Source organism: Pseudomonas brassicacearum subsp. brassicacearum, from assembly GCF_008801605.1.
GTDB classification, from domain to species: Bacteria; Pseudomonadota; Gammaproteobacteria; order Pseudomonadales; family Pseudomonadaceae; genus Aquipseudomonas; species Aquipseudomonas brassicacearum.
On sequence record NZ_VZPJ01000014.1, the window covers coordinates 123,161 to 147,163 of the forward strand.

General features: G+C 62.6%; 18 protein-coding genes. 6 read left to right on the forward strand and 12 right to left on the reverse strand.

Annotated features, from left to right (window positions below; all coding sequences use genetic code 11):
- Window positions 1-18: 18 nt before the first annotated feature.
- The 5 genes from F7R20_RS25800 (at window position 19) to F7R20_RS25820 (ending at window position 4,057) form a co-directional block, all read left to right on the forward strand.
- Window positions 19-1,023 carry a YVTN family beta-propeller repeat protein gene (locus F7R20_RS25800; RefSeq protein ID WP_003201434.1) on the forward strand — a complete coding sequence of 335 codons (1,005 nt, stop codon included), beginning with the start codon at window positions 19-21 and terminating at the stop codon, window positions 1,021-1,023.
- Window positions 1,020-1,751: an ABC transporter ATP-binding protein gene (locus F7R20_RS25805; RefSeq protein WP_003201432.1), complete on the forward strand. Its 732-nt coding sequence runs from the start codon at window positions 1,020-1,022 to the stop codon at window positions 1,749-1,751. Before F7R20_RS25800 ends, F7R20_RS25805 begins: the two co-directional genes overlap by 4 nt.
- Window positions 1,748-2,542 (forward strand): ABC transporter permease, encoded by a 795-nt coding sequence (locus F7R20_RS25810; protein WP_003201431.1) that lies wholly within the window; start codon window positions 1,748-1,750, stop codon window positions 2,540-2,542. Before F7R20_RS25805 ends, F7R20_RS25810 begins: the two co-directional genes overlap by 4 nt.
- Before the next feature lie 256 nt (window positions 2,543-2,798).
- Window positions 2,799-3,332, forward strand: a complete 534-nt coding sequence (locus F7R20_RS25815; protein ID WP_003201429.1) for a PQQ-dependent catabolism-associated CXXCW motif protein — start codon at window positions 2,799-2,801, stop codon at window positions 3,330-3,332.
- Between the two features lie 59 nt (window positions 3,333-3,391).
- Window positions 3,392-4,057: a response regulator transcription factor gene (locus tag F7R20_RS25820; protein ID WP_014338437.1), complete on the forward strand. Its 666-nt coding sequence runs from the start codon at window positions 3,392-3,394 to the stop codon at window positions 4,055-4,057.
- A 77-nt stretch (window positions 4,058-4,134) separates the two neighbouring features.
- Here the strand turns inward: F7R20_RS25820 and nahK are convergent, their stop codons facing one another.
- The 9 genes from nahK to F7R20_RS25865 all read right to left on the reverse strand — a co-directional run bounded on the left by nahK (window position 4,135) and on the right by F7R20_RS25865 (window position 17,638).
- Window positions 4,135-6,777, reverse strand: a complete 2,643-nt coding sequence (gene nahK / locus F7R20_RS25825; protein ID WP_003201425.1) for a hybrid sensor histidine kinase/response regulator NahK/ErcS' — start codon at window positions 6,775-6,777, stop codon at window positions 4,135-4,137.
- Window positions 6,707-7,870, reverse strand: coding sequence for a nitric oxide-sensing protein NosP (gene nosP, locus F7R20_RS25830; protein WP_003201423.1), 1,164 nt, complete (start codon window positions 7,868-7,870; stop codon window positions 6,707-6,709). The genes nahK and nosP overlap by 71 nt, the downstream gene beginning before the upstream one ends.
- Window positions 7,871-8,110: 240 nt before the next feature.
- Complete coding sequence (locus F7R20_RS25835) at window positions 8,111-8,638, reverse strand: nitrous oxide reductase accessory protein NosL (RefSeq protein WP_003201421.1); 528 nt, start codon at window positions 8,636-8,638, stop codon at window positions 8,111-8,113.
- A 30-nt stretch (window positions 8,639-8,668) separates the two neighbouring features.
- Window positions 8,669-9,499, reverse strand: a complete 831-nt coding sequence (locus F7R20_RS25840) for an ABC transporter permease (RefSeq protein WP_003201419.1) — start codon at window positions 9,497-9,499, stop codon at window positions 8,669-8,671.
- Window positions 9,496-10,413, reverse strand: a complete 918-nt coding sequence (locus F7R20_RS25845; RefSeq protein ID WP_003201416.1) for an ABC transporter ATP-binding protein — start codon at window positions 10,411-10,413, stop codon at window positions 9,496-9,498. The genes F7R20_RS25840 and F7R20_RS25845 overlap by 4 nt, the downstream gene beginning before the upstream one ends.
- On the reverse strand, window positions 10,410-11,729 hold the full coding sequence (locus F7R20_RS25850) for a nitrous oxide reductase family maturation protein NosD (protein ID WP_003201414.1): 1,320 nt from the start codon (window positions 11,727-11,729) through the stop codon (window positions 10,410-10,412). The genes F7R20_RS25845 and F7R20_RS25850 overlap by 4 nt, the downstream gene beginning before the upstream one ends.
- A gap of 26 nt (window positions 11,730-11,755) precedes the next feature.
- The gene (gene nosZ, locus F7R20_RS25855) at window positions 11,756-13,675 is read right to left on the reverse strand and encodes a TAT-dependent nitrous-oxide reductase (RefSeq protein WP_003201412.1); all 1,920 of its coding nucleotides are present in this window, start codon (window positions 13,673-13,675) and stop codon (window positions 11,756-11,758) included.
- 53 nt (window positions 13,676-13,728) lie between these two features.
- Window positions 13,729-15,897: a transcriptional regulator NosR gene (nosR, locus tag F7R20_RS25860; protein ID WP_003201410.1), complete on the reverse strand. Its 2,169-nt coding sequence runs from the start codon at window positions 15,895-15,897 to the stop codon at window positions 13,729-13,731.
- A 262-nt stretch (window positions 15,898-16,159) separates the two neighbouring features.
- Complete coding sequence (locus F7R20_RS25865) at window positions 16,160-17,638, reverse strand: hypothetical protein (RefSeq protein WP_003201408.1); 1,479 nt, start codon at window positions 17,636-17,638, stop codon at window positions 16,160-16,162.
- Between the two features lie 195 nt (window positions 17,639-17,833).
- Between F7R20_RS25865 and F7R20_RS25870 the strand changes: the two genes are divergently transcribed.
- The gene (locus F7R20_RS25870) at window positions 17,834-20,491 is read left to right on the forward strand and encodes an excinuclease ABC subunit UvrA (protein ID WP_003201406.1); all 2,658 of its coding nucleotides are present in this window, start codon (window positions 17,834-17,836) and stop codon (window positions 20,489-20,491) included.
- A gap of 199 nt (window positions 20,492-20,690) precedes the next feature.
- Here F7R20_RS25870 and hemN read toward each other — a convergent pair whose 3' ends face one another.
- From hemN to F7R20_RS25885, 3 genes are all read right to left on the reverse strand, one after another.
- Window positions 20,691-22,079, reverse strand: a complete 1,389-nt coding sequence (gene hemN, locus F7R20_RS25875; protein WP_003201404.1) for an oxygen-independent coproporphyrinogen III oxidase — start codon at window positions 22,077-22,079, stop codon at window positions 20,691-20,693.
- On the reverse strand, window positions 22,076-23,449 hold the full coding sequence (locus F7R20_RS25880) for an oxygen-independent coproporphyrinogen III oxidase (RefSeq protein WP_003201402.1): 1,374 nt from the start codon (window positions 23,447-23,449) through the stop codon (window positions 22,076-22,078). The genes hemN and F7R20_RS25880 overlap by 4 nt, the downstream gene beginning before the upstream one ends.
- A gap of 95 nt (window positions 23,450-23,544) precedes the next feature.
- Window positions 23,545-23,988, reverse strand: a complete 444-nt coding sequence (locus F7R20_RS25885) for a CopD family copper resistance protein (RefSeq protein ID WP_003201400.1) — start codon at window positions 23,986-23,988, stop codon at window positions 23,545-23,547.
- Window positions 23,989-24,003 lie beyond the last annotated feature (15 nt).

Consider the following 24,003-nt stretch of genomic DNA (forward strand, 5'->3'; position numbering starts at 1 on the left):
ACAATAAGGAAAACCGCCATGCGCCGCTCCCTGATTCACCCGGCCCGGCTCTGCCCGACCCGGCTATGCAAAGCCCTCGCCCTGGGCGCCGCGTTGCTCGCCGCCGGTCCCGCCGCCGCCAGCATCGCCTGGGTTTCCAACGAGAAAGACAACAGCCTGAGCCTGATCGACATGCAGAGCCTGGAAGTCATCGAGACCCTGCCGGTCGGCCAGCGCCCCCGGGGCCTGCTGCTGTCCCACGACAATCGCCTGCTGTACATCTGCGCCAGCGACTCGGACCGGGTCCAGGTGATGGACGTCGCCACCCGCAAGATCATCAAGGAACTGCCCTCCGGCAAGGACCCGGAGCAGTTCGCCCTGCACCCCAACGACCGCTGGCTGTATGTCTCCAACGAAGACGATGCCCTGGTCACGGTGATCGACACCCAGACCTCCGAAGTGCTCGGCCAGATCGGCGTGGGTGTCGAACCCGAAGGCATGGCCGTCAGCCCTGACGGCAAGTGGGCGGTCAACACCAGCGAAACCACGAACATGCTGCACTGGATCGATACCAGCACCCAGACCCTGGCCGACAACACCCTGGTGGATCAGCGGCCACGTTTCGTCGAGTTCAATCGCGACGGCACGCAGCTCTGGGCCTCGGCGGAGATCGGCGGCACGTTGACCGTGCTTGACGTGGCGACGCGCAAGATCCTCAAGACCCTGACGTTCCAGATCAAGGGTGTGCACCCGGACAAGGTCCAACCGGTGGGCATCAAGCTCAGCGCCGACGGCAAGCTGGCGTTCGTCGCCTTGGGCCCGGCGAACCATGTGGCAGTGATCGACGCCAAGACCTTCGAAGTGCTGGATTATCTGCTGGTGGGCCGACGGGTCTGGCAACTGGCGTTCACCCCGGACCAGAAGCAGCTGCTGGCGACCAACGGCGTCAGCGGCGATGTCTCGGTGATCGATGTTGAGAGCCGCAAGGTCCTGAAGTCGGTGAAAGTCGGGCGCTACCCTTGGGGCGTGGTGGTCACGCCATGAACGCCCTGGAGGTCAGCGACCTGAGCTTTGCCTATGGCACGCGCGAAGCCCTCAAGCAGATGAATTTCAGCCTTCCCGCCGGGCGTTTCGCTGCGCTGCTGGGGCCCAACGGTGCCGGCAAGTCGACGCTGATCGCCCTGCTCACGCGTTTGTACGACCTGCAACGTGGCGAGATCCGCATCGGCGGTCATTCCCTGCAAAAATCACCAAGATCGGCCCTGCGCCAGTTGGGCGTGGTGTTCCAACAGAGCACCCTGGACCTGGACCTGAGCATCGAACAGAACCTGCGCTATCACCTGGCGCTGCACGGGTTTTCGCGGCGCCAGGGCAGCGCCCGCATCGACGCTGAACTGACCCGCCAGCACCTGACGGAGCGCCGCCACGAGCGGGTACGCGACCTCAACGGTGGCCATCGTCGCCGGGTCGAGATCGCCCGCGCCCTGCTCCACGAACCGCGCCTGTTGCTGCTCGACGAACCCAGCGTCGGCCTTGATCCGGCCAGCCGCCTAGCCCTGGGCCTGCACATCCGGCAACTGTGCAGCGAGCAAGGTATCAGCGTGCTCTGGACCACTCACTTGCTCGACGAAGTGCAGCCCAGCGACGATCTGTTGATCGTGCATCAGGGCCGCCTGGTCGCCAGCGGACAGGCCGACGCGGTGAGCCTGGAACACGGCGGCACCCTCGGCTCGGCCTTCACTCGCTTGACCGCCTCGGGAGTCCAGCCATGAATGCGTACTGGCAATGTTTCAGCGGCATCGTGACGCGCGAATGGCTGCGCTTCGTACTGCAACGCACCCGGCTGCTCAGCGCCCTGGTCCGGCCCCTGCTGTGGCTGGTGGTGTTCGCCGCCGGTTTTCGCGCGGCACTGGGCATCGCCATCATCGCGCCCTACGACACCTACATCCCCTACGAGGTGTACATCGTGCCCGGGCTGGCCTGCATGATCCTGTTGTTCAACGGCATGCAGGGCTCGCTGTCGATGGTCTACGACCGGGAAATGGGCAGCATGCGCGTGCTGCTGACCAGTCCCCTGCCCCGGGCTTTCCTGCTGGCGAGCAAGTTGTTGGCGACGTCGCTGATCTCGCTATTGCAGGTCTACGCCTTTCTCGCCATCGCCTGGTTGTACGGTATCCAGCCACCGACCATGGGCCTGCTGCTGGCCCTGCCGGCCCTGTTGCTGGTGGCCCTGATGCTCAGCGCCCTGGGCTTGTTGCTGTCCAATGCCATCCGGCAACTGGAAAACTTCGCCGGGGTGATGAATTTCGTGATTTTCCCGATGTTCTTCCTGTCTTCGGCACTGTACCCGCTATGGAAAATGCAGGAAGCCAGCCCTTGGCTGTACTGGCTCTGCTCGGTCAGCCCGTTCACCCACGGCGTGGAGTTGGTGCGTTTTGCGCTGTACGAGCAGTTCAACCTGCTGGCGATGGCGGTGTGCGTGGGGTTGACCCTGGTGTTCGCGCTGTTGGCGGTGTGGACGTTCAATCCGCAGCATGCGGCGTTGCGCAAGGCCGGCAGCTAACCCTTAATTGCACAGACAAAATCTGTGGGAGCAAAGCTTGCTCGCGATGGCGGCGGCTCATCCAGAATTGATGCTGACTGGCACACCGTTATCGCGAGCAAGCTTTGCTCCCACAGGGTTCGGTGCATGTTCTCCATGTCGCGCGGGTCTTTAACACTCAAATTACTACTTTAGTACTGGTTTTCCTGTCCATGGTCGCATTCACAAGACCTCGACCCTGGCATGTAATGGGCGCATAACAAAAAGGATAAATCCTATGCCCCGTTTGCTGGCGATCCTCCTGCTGGGCCTGGCGCTGAATGTTGCGCAGGCCGATACCGCGCTGTTTTCAGCGCAGGGTTATCGCATCGGCCAATACCGCAGCCCGACGCCCGCCACTGTCGACGGCGCCCAGACCCTCGACACCCAGGCCCTGCAACAGCTGCTCGGCCAAGCCTCGCCCCCAGTGCTGATCGACGTCTATCGTAGGCCGTGGGTCCAAGGGCGTTTCATCGACAACGAACCCCACGCCAATCTCCCCGGCAGCCTGTGGCTGGCCAATACCGGTGACGGCGACCTCGACCCGACCTGGCAGGACTACTTCAGCCATCACCTGCGCGCGGCCACCGGCGGGCGGTTGGATTCGCCATTGGTCTTTTATTGCCGCGCAGATTGCTGGCTGAGCTGGAACGCGGTAAAACGCGCCGCTGCCATGGGCTATAACCATCTGTACTGGTATCGCGATGGCCTCGATGCCTGGGAGGCGGCCAACCTGCCCCTGCAAGCGGCCCGGCCCGAACCCTTTCCCTGATCTTGCAAGAAGTGCGTGCAACTGCTCTGCCCCACACGACAATAACGAGGTGAATGGCCATGTATAAAATCCTGATAGCCGACGATCACCCACTGTTTCGCGAAGCCATCCACAACGTCATCAGCGACGGTTTTCCTGGCAGCGAGGTCATGGAGACCGCCGACCTGGACAGTGCCCTGGCCTTGACTGCCGAGCACGACGACCTGGACCTGATCCTGCTGGACTTGAACATGCCCGGCATGCACGGGCTCAATGGCCTGATCAACCTGCGCAACGAGGCACCGACCATCCCCGTGGTGATTGTCTCCGCCGAGCAGGACAAACAGGTGGTGCTGCAGGCCATCACCTATGGCGCGGTGGGTTTCATCACCAAATCCTCGCCACGCTCGCAGATGACCGACGCCATCGAGCAGATCCTCAACGGCAACGTGTACCTGCCGCCGGACATCATTCGTACGCAAAAAAGCCCGATGGGGCGGCGCCTGAACGAAAACCCGAGCTTCCCACCGGAACTGCTCCAGGCCTTGACCCGCAAGCAATTGCTGGTGCTCGAACGCATGACCAAGGGCGAGTCGAACAAACAGATCGCCTACACCCTGGACATCGCCGAAACCACGGTCAAGGCTCACGTCTCGGCGATCCTGCGCAAACTCAACGTGCACAACCGGGTGCAGGCGATCCTCAGTGCCGGGGATATTGATTTCGGGGCTTATCTGCGGCGTTGAACCGCTGGACACTGCTGAGATAGGGTGGATACCCCTGTGGCGAGGAAGCTTGCTCCCCCGCCACAACAGCGTTCGACTTAATGGCTCAGGGCCTGGCCCAACAGATGACTCATCGCAATCTTGAGCTTCATCGGCCGCACCGGCTTGTGCATCAGGGTGTGCCCGCGTTCGCGGATCTGCTGCTTGAGTTCGTTGCTGTAGTTGGCGGTGATCATCATGGCCGGGATCGGTGAGGCCCGGCGGGCGTTGATCCGGGCCACCGCATCGACGCCGTTCTGATCGTTGTCCAGGTGATAATCGGCGATCAACAGGTCAGCCTCGGCATGGTAGTTGTCCACCTGGCGGGCCAGGTCCTGTTCTGACAACGCGGTCACTACCTGGCAACCCCAGCCCTCCAGCAACGTACGCATGCCGGCACAGATCGCCGCATCGTTATCCAGTACCCAGACCCGCGCCCCACGCAGTCGTTCGAGCATCGGCTCGCTCATGTCCAGGCACGGCAGCGGCTTGGGCGCGGTGGCGCTCAGCGGCACGTCGATAGAGAACATCGAGCCCTTGCCCGGCCAGGAGCGCACCTGGATCCGGTGCCCGAGGATCCCGGCGATTTTCTCGACAATCGCCAGGCCCAGGCCCAACCCACGGTCCTGATTCGGGCGCTGCACGTCGCCGCGCTTGAACTCCTGGAATATTTCCTCCAGGCGGTTCTCGGCAATGCCGATGCCGCTGTCCCAGACCTGGATCGACACGCGCTGGCGGTGGCGCCGACAACCCAGCACCACCCGGCCGCTGGGGGTGTAGCGAATAGCGTTGCTCAGCAGATTGCGCAGGATTCGCGCGAGCAATTGCATGTCGCTGCGCACCAGCACCGAACAGCCGACAAAGTGCAGCTCCAGCCCTTCGCTGCGGGCGATCTGGGCGTATTCGGCGGCCAGGTTGTCGAGCAGCTCGCTGAGGCCGAACGGCGCGACATCGGCCTTGATCACCCCGGCGTCCAGTTTGGATATATCCACCAGGGTGCCCAACAGGTTCTCCACGTCCTGCAGTGAATTGCTGACGTTACGCACCAGTTGCGCGTTGGCAACCGGCTCGCGGCGCTCCAGCAAGGCGCTGGTGAACAGCCGGGCGGCGTTGAGCGGTTGCAGCAGATCATGGCTGACCGCTGCGAGAAATTTGGTCTTCGACAGGTTGGCCTGCTCGGCCTCGCGCTTGGCCTCCCGCAGGCGCAATTCCACCCGGCTGCGCTCATCGATTTCGCGCAGCAACTGCTCGTTGAGGGTGGTCAGTTCGGCCGTGCGCTCCTGGACCCGCTGTTCCAGGTTCTGGTAGGCCTGGTGCAGCGCTTCAGCAGTGCGCCGGCGTTCGGTGATGTCGCGGATCAGCACGAAAATCCCCACCACTTCGCCGTTGGCCAGGCGGTTGGGTACATAGGAGCGCAGCATGTAGCGCTCCTGGTTGTTGATATTGGTCTCGGCGAACTCGAACGTCACGCTCTCACCCGCCAACGCCCGCGCCACGTAGGCCTCCAGGCGCTGGTAATGCTGCTCGCTATGGGCTTCGCGCAGGCTCTGGCCGAGCATCACGCCACGGGGCCAGCAATACCACTGCTCGTAGACCTTGTTGGTGAATTCGTAGACCAGGTCGGCGTTGAGATAGGCGATCAGCGCCGGCACATGGTCGGTGATCAGGCGAATCCAGCGTTCGCTTTCGCTCAGCGCCTCGGCGTGCTGGTAGCGTTCGGTGATGTCGGTGAAGGTGTTGACGTAGCCGCCAGTGGGCAAGGGATGCGTACGGATCTCCAGGACCCGGCCATCGGACAGGCGCTGCTCGGATTCGTGGATCAGCCGGCCGTTGCTGTCGCGACTGGCCGGGGTCAGCAGTTGCAGCTCACTGTCGGCAATCACTTCATTGAATGGCCGGTGCGCCGCTACCGGTGCCAGGCCGCTGAGTTCGAGGAAACGCCGGTTCCACAGCTCCAGCACGCCTTGGGCATTGACCATCGCCACGCCCTGGGACAGGTTGTCCACCGCCCGCTGCAACAGGTGGGATTTCTGCGCGATAGCCTGCTCGCGGCGCACCGTTTCGCTGAGCTTGACGTCGGTGATATCGGTGAACAGGATTACCCGGCCGCCCTCCTGGGTCGGTCGCTCGCTGACTTGCAGCCAACGTCCGTTCTGCAGCCGGTACAGCACGTGCTCGTCGGCCTGGCCCCGGGGCTCTTCGCTGAACAGTCCGTTGGCGGTCATCAAGCGCTTGACCTCGGAGAGACGCATTCCGGCGATGATGCGCACCCGGCTGTTGGCCCAGAAGGCCTTGAAGCGGCTGTTGAACAGGACAATGCGTTGCTGCTCATCGAACAGCACAAACGCATCGGAGATGCTTTCGATGGCGTCGATCAGGTGCCGGTGGGCGGTTTCCGCCCGCAGCCGCGCCTCGCCCAGCAAGTGATTGCCGGCCTTGAGTTCAGCCATGGCCTGGTTCAGCGCATCGGTGCGCTCGCGCACCTGCTCGGCCAGCACCACCGAGTGCTGGAACGCTGCATACGGATCGTTGCCCCGGGTTACGCCAGACTCCACCCGTTCGATCAGCGCCTCGTTGATGCGCCGCAACTTGCGGTTTTCGTGCTGCAGGGCAGCGAGCTGGGCCTGCAGCTCAACGATGGCCGGGGACGCGATGTCGGGCAATGGCAACTCCGGTGAACGTCTGGTTGATATGCATGCCATTGAACTGTTCTCCATAGGTGTTGAACCCCATCACCCGTTGTTCGCGCAGGAACTGGCCGATCTGCTCCAGGCCGCCGCGATCTTCCAGCTCCAGGCGCCGGAGAAAGCAATCGCAGCCGATGGTCAGCAGCAGATCACCGAGACGGGCCTGCAAACCGTCGAACAGCGTTTGCAGGTTTTGCAGCAAGGGACCGGGGGTCATGGCGGTGAGAACGATGCCGTTCTCCACCGCGCAGTAGAAACTCAGGCTCAGGTCCGGGTGCACCTGCTGGATCGCCCGCACGTAGTACTGATCGTTGATGCGCACCGCCAGTGGATGGGCGGCGAAGACCCGATAGTCGAGGGCGCTCACCGGCACGCCGATGTGCCGGGCGTATTCTTCAGCGGCGGGTTCGGCGTTGAGCTCATAGACCCGCCGCGAGGCGCTGTCGGCACCGGTCACCACCAGCTTCTCTTGGCGAGGCAGGATGTGATGGGTGGTGAAGACTTCGAATTCCAGCCAGGTATTGATCAACACCACCACGGCCGCGCCACTGTGGAACTGGCCTTCGAAGTACACGTGGGTGTGGGTCAGGTAGTTGTCATCGCCAGCCGACCCGCCGAAATGCGGGATGTCCCCCAGCGCGGCACTCAAGGCCGCCAGCACCATTTCCTCGCGGCTGGACAGGCCATCGAGCAGGGTCAAGGCGAAACTGTGACCCTTGATCGGGGCCAAGGCGTTGCTGCGACAGCCGCTCGCCAGGCGCTCGACCATTTGCTGGGCGTCGATCAGGCTGAAGCGCTCCATTTCACCGATCAGTTCGGCGGCGATGGAAAAGTGCCGGTGATCGAACCCCACCGCCGTCACGCAGTTGCGACCATAACCTTGGGCGGTGATTTCACCGGCGCTGGTACAGCCCACCAGGCGAATCCCGCCGAAACTCTGGGACAACGCCTGGCCCAGGGCCGGCAGGTCGTATTCGGCGGAACAGAAAAACAGCACGAAGCCCAGGTGCGGGTGCAACAACTGCCGCGCCAGCTCCTGGGCCACCTGCTGGACATCCGTCGCCTGGGACATGGCGCTCACCACACCTTCGCTCTGGGCCTGCTGCATCTTCGCCTCCGACGGGTGCGTGATAGGAGCCCTGAGTGTACGAAGCCGCGTCGAGTCGACGAATGCTACTTGGGTAGCGGGTGGACGCTTCCATGGGATGAGATTGCTCCCTTATGTGGGAGCAAGGCTTGCCCGCGATGGAGGCGATGCGGTCTGGCAGAATCGAGGCGCCTGTTTCGCGAGCAAGCTTTGCTCCCACAAGCGCCCCTGCCACAAGCGTGGTTTGCCGAACAAGCAATATCAGTGACTCATCGGCGCCATGGCAGTCGCCTGCCCCAGCAGTTTCTGGTCGATGTCTTCCAGCCGCAGCACCCGGCCGCCGGTGTCGCTGGCGAGCTTTTGTGCCGCCTGGGGGTCGGAGAACGAGGCCAGGACAACGCCCATGGCGCCTTTAAGCCCACTGCCGATGACGAAGTAGGCGGTCCGGGCGTCGATCAGGTGGGCGTCATCCGGTGTATCCCAATGGCTGCGGCCCATGTCGTGGACATACAGCTTGACGTCGGCCCGATGGTTTTCCGGCTGCAACCACCAGCCCAGCATCTCCGCCGGCGAGCAGAATTTCTTCACGCCCCCTGCCCCGACCGCCGCGCCCTTGGGCCCGGGGAAGTCAGTGATGACCATGCCGCACACATGGCACTCGTCACTGGGATGAAACGCCAGCGCCGCCTCGCTGGTCGCAGGTGGCTCGGCCTTGCCGCAGGCCGCCAGTGCCAGGCACATCAACACCCCGGCCAAGAGGCGGCCCCCCTTGAGGTACACCTTGTTCATCGTTGCATGCTCCCTTATCAAGATTGAAATTCACGGGCACCGGCGATTGAACAACCGATAGGCCAGCCACAACGGAACCGCCATCCACAAGCCCAGGCACAGCCAGAGCAAAGGCGCCGACACCGGCAGGTCGCTGCCCAAGGTCAGCACCGCGGCGCCGCTGGACGCCGCATCGAACCCGGACAGGTTGATCAGCCGATACACGTCGGTAGGGTTGAACAGCAGCAGCCAGGGCAACAGTTCCGGGCTGAAGCGCCCCTCGCTCAGCACCAGCAACGCCAGCAAGGCAAGGTCGAACACCAGCACGAAGAAAAACCACACCCCCAGCGCCAATCCGGCCGCGGTGGATTTTTCTGCCGACAAGCTGCTCAGCACATAGGCGAGCCCGAGGAACACCCAGCCCAGCAGCGTGCTGGACACCATGAACCGACCGAAGGCCCAGAGCAGCAGGCTCAACTGGACATCGTCCACCAACAGGGCGATGGCAAGCATCGCGCAGCCAAAACCGATGAAAGTGGCCAGGGCCAGGATCAAACCATGGCCGACAAACTTGCCCAGCAGCAATTGGCCGCGGCCCAACGGGTAGGTCAGCAACAGCAGCAAGGTGCCGCTCTCGTCCTCGCCGACAATCGCGTCATAGGCCAGCAGCAAGGCAATCAGCGGCATCAGGAAGGTCGCCAGGCTGGACAGGCTCGCCACCGTGGCCGGTACCGAGGTGAACCCCAGTTGACCGGACGCCGCCGCGCCGAGCCAGGCGATGCCGATCGCCAGCACCGCGAACAACAGGCTGATCGCCAACAACCAGCGATTGCGCAGGCCATCGCTGAATTCCTTGCGGGCCATGTTCCAGACCGGATTCATAGGCTGGTCTCCTCGGCTGCGGCACGGACCATGTAATGACGGTACAAGTCCTCCAGCGACGGCGGCTTGATCTCGACATCCGACGGGTCATCCTGGGCCAGTAACTGGCGCAGCAATTTAAGTTTGCTGCCATCCGGCGCGGACACTTGCACCCCTTCTGCGCCCCAACCTTGGGTGGCGTGCCCCTCGCTGCGCCAATGCTGGCGAAGCCAGTCGGCCCGCGACAGGCCCGAGGCGCGGATCAGCGTCGGCAGCCCGGCGTCCTCCCGCAGCCGGGCCAGGCTGCCCAAGGCCAACAGGCGCCCTCTGGTGAGAATCGCGGCGCGGTTGATGTGAGCTTCCACGCCAGGCAGGACGTGAGAACAGAGAATGATGCTGGTGCCCTGCCAACGCAGGCGGTCGAGCAACTGATAGAGGTCCTGGGTGGCAATAGGGTCCAGGCCCACGGTCGGTTCATCCAGCAATAACAGGCGCGGTTGGCCGAGCAGCGCCTGGGCCAGACCAAGACGCTGGCGCATGCCCTTGGAATACGTTTTCACCCGCCGTGTCGCGGCACCCGCCAGCCCGACCTCTTCCAGCAAACGCTGCACTTGCTCCGGTGTAGCACCTTTGAGCCGGGCAAAATGGCGCAAGGTTTCCAGCCCGCTCAACTGCGGATAGAACATCACGTTCTCGGGCAGATAACCGAGCATCTGCCGCACGCTCGGGTCGCTGGGCGCTCGGCCGAAGACACGCACCTGCCCCTCGCTGGCCCGCAGCAAACCGAGGATCAGCTTCATGGTGGTGGTCTTGCCCGCACCGTTATGCCCGAACAGGCCGAGCACTTCGCCCTGGGCCAGATTCAAGTCCAGCCCGCGCAGCACGGCGACATCGCCATAGTACTGGCTGACGCCTTCGATCTCGACGACGTTCAAGACGCGTCCTCCTGGGCACTGTTGCGTGGCGGGGGCTGGACAGGCGTTTCCATCAGCGGATGACTGTCCATCACCCCGGGGGATTTCATCACCGGGAAAGCTCGCTGCACCCAACGCAGCAGTTCGATTCCCGGGCTGTTCATCAACAAGCGCACCTGGGGATACAGCCACAGCAGGCGATCGACGTTGTCGTTGGGCTCATAGGCGACATCGCCCAAGCCATCGCCGTTGCGATCCCAGCCCAGGTAGTCGCTCCAGTAATTGCCGCGACCGTCCGCCGACCATTCCTGCAATCGGGTGGCAACGTACTTGACCTGGCGCTGGTTGTGGACGAAGGCATTGCCGGCGATGCGGTTATCCTCCGAGCCGGCCGTCAGGTGGATGCCCACGGCGCTGCGCTCGAAATGGTTGCCTTCGATGCGGTTGAACAATGAGTTGTAGATGAACAGGGCCTTGCCCTCGGCGCCGGTGATCATGGTGTCGCCGGTGGACCCGTCGCGCACGTCGGTGACGAAGTTGTCGCGCAGGGTCGAATAGGTGATGTAGTTCATCAGGATCCCGTAGTTCTGATCCTGTTCGGAGCGATTGCCGGTGACCGTCAGCTGGCGGCTTTGCATCAGGGCATAACCGGTGCGGGTGCGCCGGGTAACGTTATCCAGCAGGCGGTTATCGTTGGCGAACATGTAATGCACGCCGTAGCGCAGGTCCTCCAGGACATTGCCCTGGAGCAGGTTGCCGCTGGAGGTGTCAATGTAGATGCCGTCGCGGGTTTCGTGTACCTGGTTACCGATGACCCGGGCGCCGTGTACGGCATACAAATGGATGCCATTGCCACGGTCCTGGGAGCGCAGGCTGGGGTCGCCCTGGATGCGGTTGTCGATCAGGCTGACGTCCCGCGTGCCATCGACCCAGATACCGAAGCCCTGGCCCTGCATCCGGTTGCCACGCACCACGGCCCCTTGGGCGACCGGTTGGATGAACACGGCGGCGTTCATGGCCGTCAGGTCGTGGCCCCAGTCCAGGAACGTACACCCCTGGATCCGCACATTCGGGGCGCGAATGATCACGCCATTGCCCTCGCCCTGGCCCTGGAATACCGCCTCCGGCGCACAGGTGAGGGTCATGGGCTGGTCAATGCTGAACGAGCCCCGGTACTGGCCCGCAGGCAGGCGCCATTGCTGGTCGCCCTCGGCCTGCAAAGGCAAATTGGTGATCGGCTGCGGCGCGCCGAGCGCGCCGCCCGATAACAGGCAAAGCACCAGCGCAATGACCGGTTGGCGAGCGTAACCCGCAGGTTGTGGCGTTTTCCCGGTCATTGAAGCTGTCTCCTTGACGAGCCGTCTCAGGCCTTTTCAACCAGCATGCGCCCGACCATTTCCATGTGCAGAGCGTGGCAGAACCAGCTGCAGTAGTACCAATGCAAGCCGGCCTTGTCGGCGGTGAAAGTGATCGAAGAGGTCTGTTGCGGGCTGATCTCCATGCTCGCGCCGTGGTTGGTCATGACAAAACCATGGGTGACGTCTTCGATCTGGTCGATGTTGGTGATAGTCACCGTCACCTCGTTGCCTTGCTTGACGGTGAATTCCGTCAGGCCATAGGCCGGCGCCATCGACGTCATGTACACCCGCACCTTGTTGCCGTCGCGGATGACCTTGTTGTCGGTTTCCAGGTTGATGCCGTCCTTCTTCGCCCGGGCCACGGTGTCGGCGAAAAACGGATCGTTGCGGTTCCAGATTTTCTGGGTCTTGATCTGGTCGCGCCGGGCTAGAATGCAGTCATGGGGTTCGGCGAAGGCCGGGCCGTCGTGGACCAGCTTCATTTCTTCACCGGAAATGTCGATCAACTGATCGTTCTCCGGGTGCAATGGGCCGGTGGGCAGGAAGCGGTCCTTGGAGAATTTGCACAACACCACCAGCCACTTGCCGTCCGCCTCGCTGGTTTCGGTGAGGGACGCATGGTTGTGGCCGGGCTGGTACTGGACGTCGAGTTTCTGCTTGATGTAATTGACCTTCTCGCCCTTGTAGGCGCGGATGGCCTCGTCCATGTTCCACTTCACCACCTGGCTGTCGATGAACAAGGTCGTATAGGCATTGCCGCGCCCGTCGAACGTGGTGTGCAGCGGCCCAAGCCCCAGTTCCGGCTCGGCGACAATCACTTCGCGTGGGTCCTTGAAGCGGTCGGCGAACAAATCGTCCAGGCGGTCGATGGCGATCATCGAAACCGTGGGCGACAGCTTGCCGTTGGCGATGAAGTATTTGCCGTCCGACGAAGTGTTGAGCCCGTGGGGGTTCTTCGGCACGGGAATGTAGCGAGTGAATTCGGAGTCCTTGCCATCGGTCTTGCGGCCATCGACCACCGGCACCTTGGAGCCGTCCAGGTTGATGAACTTGCCGGCCTTGATCGCCGCCTCGATACGCGGGATGTTGAACACCACCACCCAGTCGCGCTCGTTGCGCATCATGCCGCCCAGGTCGTAGGCCTTCTCGGAGTTGTAGCAGGTGCTGGCGGCGTATTTGCCGGTGTAGTCGGCATCGGAGTTGTCCAGGTTGCCATCGACGATCACCTGGAAGGCCATTTCCATTTTTTCGGCATCAATGGCGTTGAACATCGTGAAGCTGTTTTTGTCCTGCAGGTCGAAGGTGTGGCCGTCGTTGGGGTGCGGGATCACGAACTCAGCGTTGGCGAACACGTACTTGGTGTACGGCACCTTTTGCAGGCGCAGGCCGTGGATGGCTTGCACGTTGGGCACGGTGAGGATCTTGTCGCACTTCATGATGTCCAGGCGAATGCGCGCGACCCGCGAGTTGGCCTTGTCGTTGATGAACAGGTATTTGCCGTCGTACTTGCCGTCGGTCATGGAGATGTGCGGGTGGTGGCAATCGCCGTTCTGGTACTTGGCGCTGTCGCCCAGGATGCGCTTGCTTTCGTTGGTCAGGCCCCAGCCAGTGGCCGAATCGACGTTGAACACCGGGATGCGCATCAGCTCACGCATCGACGGCACGCCCAGCACCCGCACCTCGCCCTGGTGGCCGCCGCTCCAGAAACCGTAGTATTCGTCCAGCTCCCCGGGCCCGACGTGGATCTTGGATTTGGCCTCCTTGGCCGCCGCAGCCCAGGACTCACGGGTGAACGTCCCGGCCCCCAGCGCCGTCGCGCCGGCCAGTACGGCACCGGTTACCGCGCCAGTGCCGAGAAAACTGCGCCGGCTGACACCCCTGGGTTCTTCCACCGAGCCCGGGGTTTGGTTTTTTTTATCGCTCATGCTGTGTGCTCCATGAAGAATGAAAGGGTCAAGGGACAGGCCATTGGGGTGCCTCAAGGCGCCGGGTTCACCTGCACCACGGGAATCAGTTGCGGATCGCTCACGGTCGCCTTGCCGCGCTTCTTGCGCTTGTTGATCAGCGGCGGGCATTTGTTTTCGTTGTGCCAGGTCATCTGGCAGTCGAGGCAGTAATGGCATTCGTTGGCATTGATCCGGCCATCGGGATGAATCGCCTGGATCTCGCATTCCTTGGCGCACAGTTGGCAGGGGTTGCCACACTCCTTGCGGCGCTTGAGCCAGTCGAACAGCCGCAGCCGGGTCGGCATCGCCAGGGCCGCGCCCAGCGGGCAGACGTAGCGGCAATAGACCTTGCGGGTAAACAGGTTGATTACCAGCAGGCCCACTGCGTACGCGACGAACCACCACTGGCGGTCGAACCTGAGGGTGATGGCGGTCTTGAAGGGTTCCACTTCGGCCAGCCGTTCGGCGGTGGCCATCGACTCCAGCGAAACGCCGAACAGCACCAGCAAAATGATGTACTTGATCGCCCAGAGCCGCTCATGCACGGCGAACGGCAACTCGTATTGGGGAACCTTGAGCTTGCGCGCCAGTTCGTTGATCAACTCCTGCAACGCGCCGAACGGACACAGCCAGCCGCAGAACACCCCACGCCCCCACAGCAGAATGCTGCCGGCGGTGAACACCCAGAGAATGAATATCAGCGGATCGGTGAGGAACAGCTCCCAGCGAAAGCCTTCGAACAAGGCGTGGACGAAGGTCAGCACGTTGACCACCGACAACTGGGCCAAGGCGTAGCCGCCGAGAAACACCACGGTGAAGACCAGATAACCGCGGCGCAGCCAATGCAACAGCGTCGGCCGCCGGGCCAGTGAGTCCTGGAAAAACAGGATCGCCGTCAGCACCAGCAGGGCTACGCCAAGCACGCTGATTTCGACACTTTTCTGATACCAGAGCGTCAGCCACATCGGCCGGCTGGCTTCTTCGGCGGCCGCCAGTTGCTCGGCGGTAGGCAATGGCCGTTCCAGGTAAGGTTCGGGCAGTTGATAGGCCAACTCGAAACTGCTGAAGGTGCCGCTGACCGGTCCGGTCTGGCGGCGCACCAGCAGTTCCAGGGTCCAGGGTGAACCAGGGTCGAAACGGTGGGAGGCACGGATGATGAAAATCGCCATTTCATCGAAGTCCGGCATGTCGTCGAGGGCCACATCATTCAGGCGCTGAAAATCCAAGTCGCGAAAGCTGATGGTGTCGCCGGACTGACGCAGTTGCACCCGGTCGAAGATGCCGCCACGCACGTATCCCGAACCCTTGAAGGAATAACGACCGCTGCCCATCACCGCGATGGCCTGCTCGCCCGGCTTGAGCTCGGCCATCAGTGTGCGGTATTGCGCCTCACCCAGCAGGTTGCGACCGATGGTGGGCGGGTTGAGGTGGGTGGCATAGAGGTCGATGAAGGTGTCGTTCACCTGCTCGCCGCTGGCGGTTTCGACCTGTTCGGCCTCAGTGCCTTTGAAGGAAGCGTCAACCTGGCCACGGGTCAGGAGCAGACGGCGGATAGCGCCGTTACCGGTCAGGGTCTTCCAGTCGGCGGGCTCGTAGATGTCCTCACGCACACGCGCCGGCGCCACGGCCAACCCCGCATCACCCTTGACCAGGCCCAGGAACACCGCGACATCGTGGGCGGCACGCATGATGACTTCGTTGACCACCATCGCCGTCACAGTAGCCCCGGCGATGGCATCCACGGTCACGGCATTCGGATCGCTGGAATGCCCCACCACCACCCGTTGGTTGACCTTGATGCCGCTGTAGCGCGCGCTGAACGCGTGGAGTTTTTCTTCGGCGATGCCGATCAGCAGGATCGGCTCATGGTGTTCGAGCACATAGGCATCGAGAATCACACCGGCCGGATCGAGAATGACCTGGACGTTGATCGGCTTGCCGGAATAGGCGGGAATGTCCACCACGTCCAGGCTCTGGAACACATAGCCCACAACCTTGCCGGCAGCGGACAGCTTGCGCACCTTGAACCGCCCTTCGGGCTCGGAGATCGAGTCGGTCTGATTCAGGACATGGTGGATGCGCTGTTGCGGGACGTCACCGTAGTCCTTGGCCTGGGCCAGGCCCGTGAACAACAGCAGGAGAACGAACAGCCCGTGGAGCCAGAAGCGGGATAGGTGCAGCATCACAAAGTGAGGGGTCATGGACGCCAGGGCTTAAAGACAGGATCTTGGCGATCATGGTAGGGGCCGGCCCCTTCTTCGGCCCTTGATTGAAATCAACTTGGGAAAAACTTAAGCCTTGCCCCAAAGGTGTTGATCGTTCCCACGCTCCGCGTGGGATGCATCCCGTGACGCTCTGCGTCACCTTCCAGAAGCGGAACGCGGAGCGTCCCTGGCGGCATTCCCACGCGGAGCGTGAGAACGATCTTCCACCGTCGCCGCACCCCGATCGTTCCCACAGTGCTCAGCGCAACCCATAGGAATAGATACGGCCGTCATTGTTGTCGTACCAGTTGCCATTGGCCCAGAACACCCGGTCCTGCGCCGGTTGGAAACCAAGAATGCCCAGGTAACCGTCGATGGCGAGGTGCTGCCAGGAGCGCCCCCAATCCTTGGAATAGAACACCCCATCGGCGGAGATGTTTGCGTCCGACCACCAGTAGAGCCAGCGCGGTGGATGGTGGTCGCTGGTCGTGTTGATCAGAAGGGTGTTCTGGCCCAACCAGAGATTGTCGCCACGCACCTGGGTCTGCGATGCCAGGGGGGCAAACACACTGGGCAGGTCACCCATGGTCGTCCAGGTCAGTGCGGCGGTGTCCAGTTCGGCGACAACCTCTCGCCCGCGATCACCCTGGTCAATCAGCCCAATCACCCGCCCGGCGTCATTCTGTATCAGCTTGCTCACAAACAGCTTGTCGTCACGCTGTACCTCGACCACCTGCCACTGCCCGGCCTTGGCTTGCAGCCGGGCCCGTGTCGTGACGTTGATCGCGATATTGTCGCTGACGCCATCCGGATGGGCGCCCCAGAAGCGTTGGGACACCCAGATATGGGCCGTCTGCGCATCCAGTTGCAGGACGTTGGTCTGGATTTCCCCATGCTCATCTGTATTCGTGCCCCAGTCAGTGACGTCAGGGCGTTTGCCGTGGGCGTATTTGGCGGACACCAGCAGCGACTCGGGCGCCATTATCGACGCGCTGTTCGCCCCCCGATCAGCCGAGTAGAAGACGCCGGTGGAAACGGCAGTCGGCTTCTCTTCATCGCTGTCTTCATCCACCGCGTCCGGCGTGCCTGCGGCCCAGACTTCATTCGAGCCGTGGAAATAGGGAGCCAGGCTCCAGGCCAACGATTCGGCCTCGGGAAACCAACCCTTGGTCAACCAGGTCCAGCGCTGGCCTTGATCATCAGTGCGAAAGACCACGGTCTGATCGGGATCATGGGTATTCGCCGTTTCAGGCCGACGAAGGCCCGTGAGCAGGAACACACTGGTCCCGTCGGGGCTGGCTACCATACAAGCGCTGCCGCTGACATGTGCCACGAGCTGAAATTGCCCTTGGGCGTCCAGGTGGGAAATGAAGGTGGTTTCCTTGTCAGCACGAGAAAACAAACCGGCAAAGGTTCCAGACTCTTCCGCTTCATTGGGCTGTTTCGGCTGGCCATAGACCAGCGCATCCAGGTCCAACACGCCAGCGGACGGTTCAAGCTCTCGGGCCTCCCTCTCCAGGCGCGCTACCAGCCAGGTTCCCTGTGGCGTCACCGTCACGCCTGTGCAATACGAGGACATCGCTCGCAACCGGGTATCCTTCACCGCGCCGACTTGTTGCTCGTCAGGACTGTCGCCGCCCAACTCCAGCTTGGCGCTGGCAATCATCCAGATGTACCAGAGCGCGGCACCGACCAGCAGCGCGACAAACAGCGTGGAGAACAACTTCGATCGAGGCATGAGGCGTCCGTATCCATGGGAAAAATCTGCAGAGCTTTTCTCATCTCTTGCGCCCGGAGTAAATTTTTATCGCACGCGAACGGTTGAACCCGGTCGCATAATTGTCAGCGCTGTGATCCAGTCCACTCTGCCATCGCCATAATGCAACGCCATAACGCCCTGAAGCGTTGCAGCAACGTCCACAAGGAATGCCCGATGCCCCCACGCTCCGCCCCCGCTTCAACCGCTGACTTGCCGCAAGGCACCGGTTTCGTCCGGGTGCGTGGCGCCCGCGAACACAACCTCAAGAACGTCGACGTGGACATCCCCCGCGATGCCCTGGTGGTGTTTACCGGCGTGTCGGGGTCCGGCAAGTCGTCGCTGGCCTTCTCCACGCTCTACGCCGAAGCCCAGCGTCGCTACTTCGAGTCCGTCGCACCCTATGCGCGGCGCCTGATCGACCAGGTGGGCGTGCCGGACGTGGACAGCATCGAGGGACTGCCGCCGGCAGTCGCCTTGCAGCAACAGCGCGGCACCCCCAGCGCACGCTCTTCGGTGGGCAGCGTCACCACCCTGTCGAGCCTGATTCGCATGCTCTACTCCCGCGCCGGCAGCTACCCGGCCGACCAACCGATGCTCTATGCCGAAGACTTCTCGCCCAACACGCCACAGGGTGCCTGCCAGCAATGCCATGGCCTGGGCCGAGTCTATGAGGTCACCGAAGCGTCCATGGTGCCGGACCCGTCGCTGACCATCCGCGAGCGCGCCGTGGCCGCCTGGCCCATGGCCTGGCAGGGCCAGAACTTGCGGGACATCCTGGTGACCCTGGGCTATGACGTCGACATCCCCTGGCGCGACCTGCCGAAGAAGCAGCGGGACTGGATTCTCTTCACCGAACAAACCCCTACCGTTCCCGTATACGCCGGGCTCACCCCGGCCCAGACCCGCGCCGCCCTCAAACGCAAGCTCGAACCGAGTTACCAGGGCACGTTCAGCGGCGCCCGACGCTACCTGCTGCACACCTTCATGCACTCCCAAAGCGCGCAGATGCGCAAACGCGTGGCGCAATACATGCGCGCCAGCCCCTGTCCCGTGTGCGAGGGCAAGCGCCTCAAACGCCAGGCGCTGACCGTGAGCTTTGCCGGCCTGGACATTGCCGAGCTATCGCACCTGCCGTTGCTTGAACTGGCCGACGTGCTCAAGGGCGTCCTGGCGCCCGACTACCTGGAACAGGCCGAAGAAACCGGAGACGTCCTCAGCCACCAGCAAACCCGAGAAGCCCGCGAGCAACGCGCCGCCAGGGGCGACAACCCGCACGCGGGTGGGCCGGACGCGCGCCACACCCCCAACCTCTCCCTGGAGAAACGCCTGGCCGCCCAACGCATCGCCGCCGAGCTGCTGGAACGGATCGTCACCCTGATCGACCTCGGCCTGGGCTACCTTGCCCTGGAACGCAGCACACCGACGCTTTCGTCCGGCGAACTGCAACGCCTGCGCCTGGCGACCCAGCTCAATTCCCAGTTGTTCGGGGTGATCTACGTGCTGGACGAACCCTCCGCCGGCCTGCATCCGGCCGACAGCGAGGCGTTGTTTGGCGCCTTGCAACGCCTCAAGGCTGCCGGCAACTCGGTGTTTGTGGTCGAACACGACCTCGATACCATGCGCCGCGCCGACTGGCTCATCGACGTCGGCCCGGACGCCGGCGAACAAGGCGGGAAAGTCCTCTACAGCGGTCCGCCGGCAGGCCTTGGCCAGGTGTCGGAATCACGCACCCGCGCCTACCTCTTTGCCGAAGAACACGTCACGGCACGCAGCCCCCGAGCGCCCAAGGATTGGCTGCGCCTGGAAGGCATTACCCGCAACAACCTCGACAACTTGAGCGCGGCCTTCCCCTTGGGTTGCTTCACCGCCGTGACCGGCATCTCCGGCTCAGGCAAATCCAGCCTCGTCAGCCAGGCCCTGCTGGATCTGGTCGGCGCCCACCTGGGCCAGGCCAGCCCCAACGCCGAACCCGATGAGCAAAGCCTGGAAGACGATCCCGTGCAAACCAGCGGCGGGCGCGTTACCGCTGGGCTTGAAGCGGTCAAGCGGCTGGTCCAGGTGGACCAGAAACCCATCGGCCGCACCCCGCGCTCCAACCTCGCCACCTACACCGGGCTGTTCGATCACGTGCGCAAACTGTTCGCCGCGACAGAGCAGGCGCAAGCACTGGGATTCGATGCCGGACGGTTTTCCTTCAACGTCGCCAAGGGCCGTTGCGAGACCTGCGAAGGTGAAGGTTTTGTCAGCGTGGAGTTGTTGTTCATGCCTAGCGTGTACGCGCCCTGCCCCACCTGCCATGGTGCGCGCTACAACCCGCAGACCCTGGCGGTGAGCTGGCAAGGCCTGGACATTTCCCAGGTGCTGCAACTGACCGTGAACCAGGCTCTTGAGGTGTTTGCCGAGCAAGCGGCGGCCAGGCGCTCATTGCAGGTGCTGCAGGATATCGGGTTGGGCTACCTGCGCCTGGGCCAACCGGCCACGGAACTGTCCGGCGGTGAAGCCCAGCGGATCAAACTGGCGACAGAACTGCAGCGCAAGGCCCGGGGGGCGACATTGTATGTGTTGGATGAGCCCACCAACGGGCTGCACCCCCAGGACGTCGACCGCTTGCTGGTGCAACTGAATCGCCTGGTGGAGGAAGGTCACACGGTGGTTGTGGTGGAACATGACATGCGCGTTGTGGCGCAGAGCGACTGGGTCATCGACATCGGTCCGGGCGCAGGTTCCCAAGGTGGGAACGTCGTGGCCTGCGGGGCTCCGGAAGAAGTCGCGGCCTGCCGGGAAAGCCGGACGGCGGAGTTTCTGAAAAGGGCTTTGCAGCCTGGAAGATAAAACCTGGCCCAAATCCCGCCTACGCCCCCCGTCGATCGTTCCCACGCTCCTGCGTGGGAATGTCGCCAGGGACGCTCCGCGTTCCGTTTCTGGAAGGTGACGCAGAGCGTCACGGGATGCATTCCCACGCAGAGCGTGGGAACGATCAAAAGATCGCAGGCTTCGCCAGCTCCTACAGACCCAGCGCGAGCTTGAGTTATCAGACCGTACGCGAATACTGAACCGTCTGGTCCGCCCCCAGGTACGCGTCGAAGGCCATGGCCACGTTGCGCATCATCAATTGTCCCTGGGGCAACAACACCAGCTCGTCGTCGCGAAGGTCCAGCAACCCGTCGCGCACCAGCTCCTGGAGCCGGTCCAGGGCATCGGCGAAGTACTCGCTAAACCGAATGCCGTGGGCGCTCTCGATCTGGCCGAAATCGATGCGTGCGTGACACATCAGTTCGCTGATGACCTCGCGCCGCAGTCGGTCATCGTCGCTCAGCCGATAACCACGCTGCACCGCCAGCAGGCCTTGATCCAACCGCGCGTAATACTGGGAAAGCTCCTTGACGTTCTGGTTGTAGCTATCGCCCACCTTGCCGATCGAGGACACCCCCAGGCCAATCAGGTCGCAATCGGCGTGGGTGGAATAGCCCTGGAAATTGCGCTGCAGGCTGCCCTGGGCGCGGGCGCGTACCAGTTCGTCATCCGGCAAGGCAAAGTGGTCCATGCCGATGTAGACGTAGCCGGCTTCAGTCAGGCGATTGATGGTCAGTTCCAGCAACTCCAGCTTGCGCTCTGGCGGCGGCATGTCTTCTGGCCGGATCATCCGCTGCGCCCGCACCCGTTGCGGCAGGTGGGCGTAGCTGTAGGCCGCGATCCGGTCCGGACGCAGGGCGATGATCTTGCTCAAGGTGACATCAAAACTGGCGATGGTCTGCAAGGGCAGGCCATAGATCAGATCGACACTGACCGACTTGAAGCGCGCCAGGCGCGCGGCTTCCACCAGCTCGACGACCTGGGCTTCGCTTTGCACTCGGTTGACGGCAATCTGCACCTGGGCATCGAAATCCTGGACGCCAAAGCTCAGGCGGTTGAACCCCAACTGGCGCAGGCCCTGGATCTGTTGCGCATCGATGGTCCGCGGGTCGACCTCGATGGAAAACTCATGGGCGTCGCTGTCGTCCATGTCGAAGGACTGGTGCAGGCAGTCCATCAGGTCGGCCAGTTGCTCATGGGTCAGGTAAGTCGGCGTTCCCCCGCCCAGGTGCAGCTGGGTCAGTTTGCGCGAGCGGTCGAACAAGGTCGCCTGCAGGGCAATTTCGCGCTTGAGGTAGGTCAGGTATTCGACGGCACGATGGGTCTTGCGCGTGATGATCTTGTTGCACGCGCAGTAATAGCAGAGGCTCTGGCAGAACGGGATGTGGATGTACACCGATAACGACTTGGGCAGCGGTGCCTGGTTACTGCGTTGGGCAGCCTGCTGGTATTCATCCATGGCAAAGGCCTGATGGAACTGCGGCGCCGTCGGATAGGAGGTGTAGCGCGGCCCCGGGCGGTCGTATTTCTCCACCAGGGCACGATTGAAACCGGATACAGCATTCATGATGGATTCAACTTTTCAAAAAGGTGTGGGCCTGCGTCATCCAGTCCTGGGTCGAACAGATTGCAGATCGCATCGACGCTCAAGCGCCCGGCAGGCAGGATGCCGATAAACCGGCTCGACAGTTCGATCAATCCCTGGTCATGCAAAGCTTCCAGCGACGGCCAGAGAGACGCGAAATACTCGCGAAACACCAGGCCGAAGCGTGCCTCGATGGCCGGGATATCGAGTTCAAGGTCACAGGAAAGCTGCTCGGTCACACATGCCTTGACCTGATCCTGCGCTTCACAGCGCCAACCGCGATGGACCGGCAACTGCCCGGCATCCAGCTGTTGGCAATACTGATGCAGGTCGTCGGTGTTCTGTACGTACATGTGCTCGATCTGAGTGATGGCCGATAGACCGAAGCCCACGTGATCACAGCAACCGTGACGGGTAAAACCCTGGCAATTGCGATGCAGGCGTCCGTGCTCCTGGGCCACCGCCAGGTCATCGTCGGCCCTGACGAACTGGCCCAGGCCGATGTAGTGATAACCGGCGCCAATCAGTTGCTCGCAGCAGATCCGCCGCATGGCGTCCTTGTCGGCCGGGCTGCAAAAGTCGCCGGCCAACCCGGCGTTCTTCGAGCGGTAACGATAAGGCGCGCGAGCATAGTCGAAAGCGTGCAACCGGTCCGGTTCCAGTTCGATCAGCGTCGCCAGCTTCAGGGCGAAACTGCTGGGCGTCTGCCAGGCATGGCCGTAACCCAAGTCAATGTTGATGGAGCGAAAACCAAACGTGCGCGCCGCATCGATCAACGAATGGATCGGAGCCGGATTCTGGTAACAATCGACCGACAGGTCGCTGTCGACGCCAATGTCGGGGACGCCGATGCTGACATGAGTGAAACCCTGGTCGCGGATCAGGCCCATGGTCGACCAGTCGGTGTGGTGCAAGTCCACCTCGATGCTGTGGTCGCCACCGTCGTATTCACTGAAGTCAAAGCGCTTGCGCAGGTCACTCATCAGCTTCTGCAGATGAGCGATCACCGGCGTGCCACCGGTCAGGCAAAACTGCTCGACGCGCCGCCCTGCGCCCAGGTGGCAACCGACCAACCCCAACTCATAGGTCAGGCGTTGCAGGTAGCCCTCGATCTCACCGCAGCGGCAGTCGCTGGCCAGGGGCGAACACGACGCCAGCCGCAGGCGCGAAGGCAGGTGCACCGCCAGGGACAAGGGCCGTCGTTTCTGACGGCTGCTGCGCAACCCTCGAAGCAGGTCGAGCGAACCGATGCCTGTGTGGAATCTACGTGTACCGACCGGACAATCGAAATCAGCCACCACAGGCGCACGGCCCGAAGGTCGCTCACCGAGGGTATGGAACGGGTCGAACATGACAATCTCCGAGTGGCTGTGCGCAAGCAGTTTGCGGGGTAACCCGCCGGGCCACCTTGACCTGTATCAAGCGCCTTGGAACCACGCGCCAGCGCTTACCAGGTGAGGTAGAACATGGCCTTGGCCAGCAGCACGATCGCGACCATGTGCAGGAACACGCTGGTATGGATGATGTGCACGTAGCGGGCGTTCATGCGTCCGCTCCTGAACAGCCACATGGCCCAGAGGAAATGGCCCAGCACACTGCCCGCCAACAGGATCTTGAGCCCCAGCAACAAACCGAAGGACGATTGCAACGGTGACGAGAGCAACGGCCAATAGCGCAGCCAGACCATGCCAATGCCCGCGCCGAACAGCACCAGAAGCACCCACGGCATCAACTGCCGGGCGCGTTGGCTGATGCCTTGCTCCAGCAGCACCATGACCTTGGTGGGCAGTTGCTTGCGAATGCTCTCCAGGAACAGGACTTCGAAGAAAACCGTGCCGATGAAAACCAGCGCGGCAAACAGGTGCAAGGTCAGAAACAGCGGATAAATCATGAGCTTCCTCGGTCG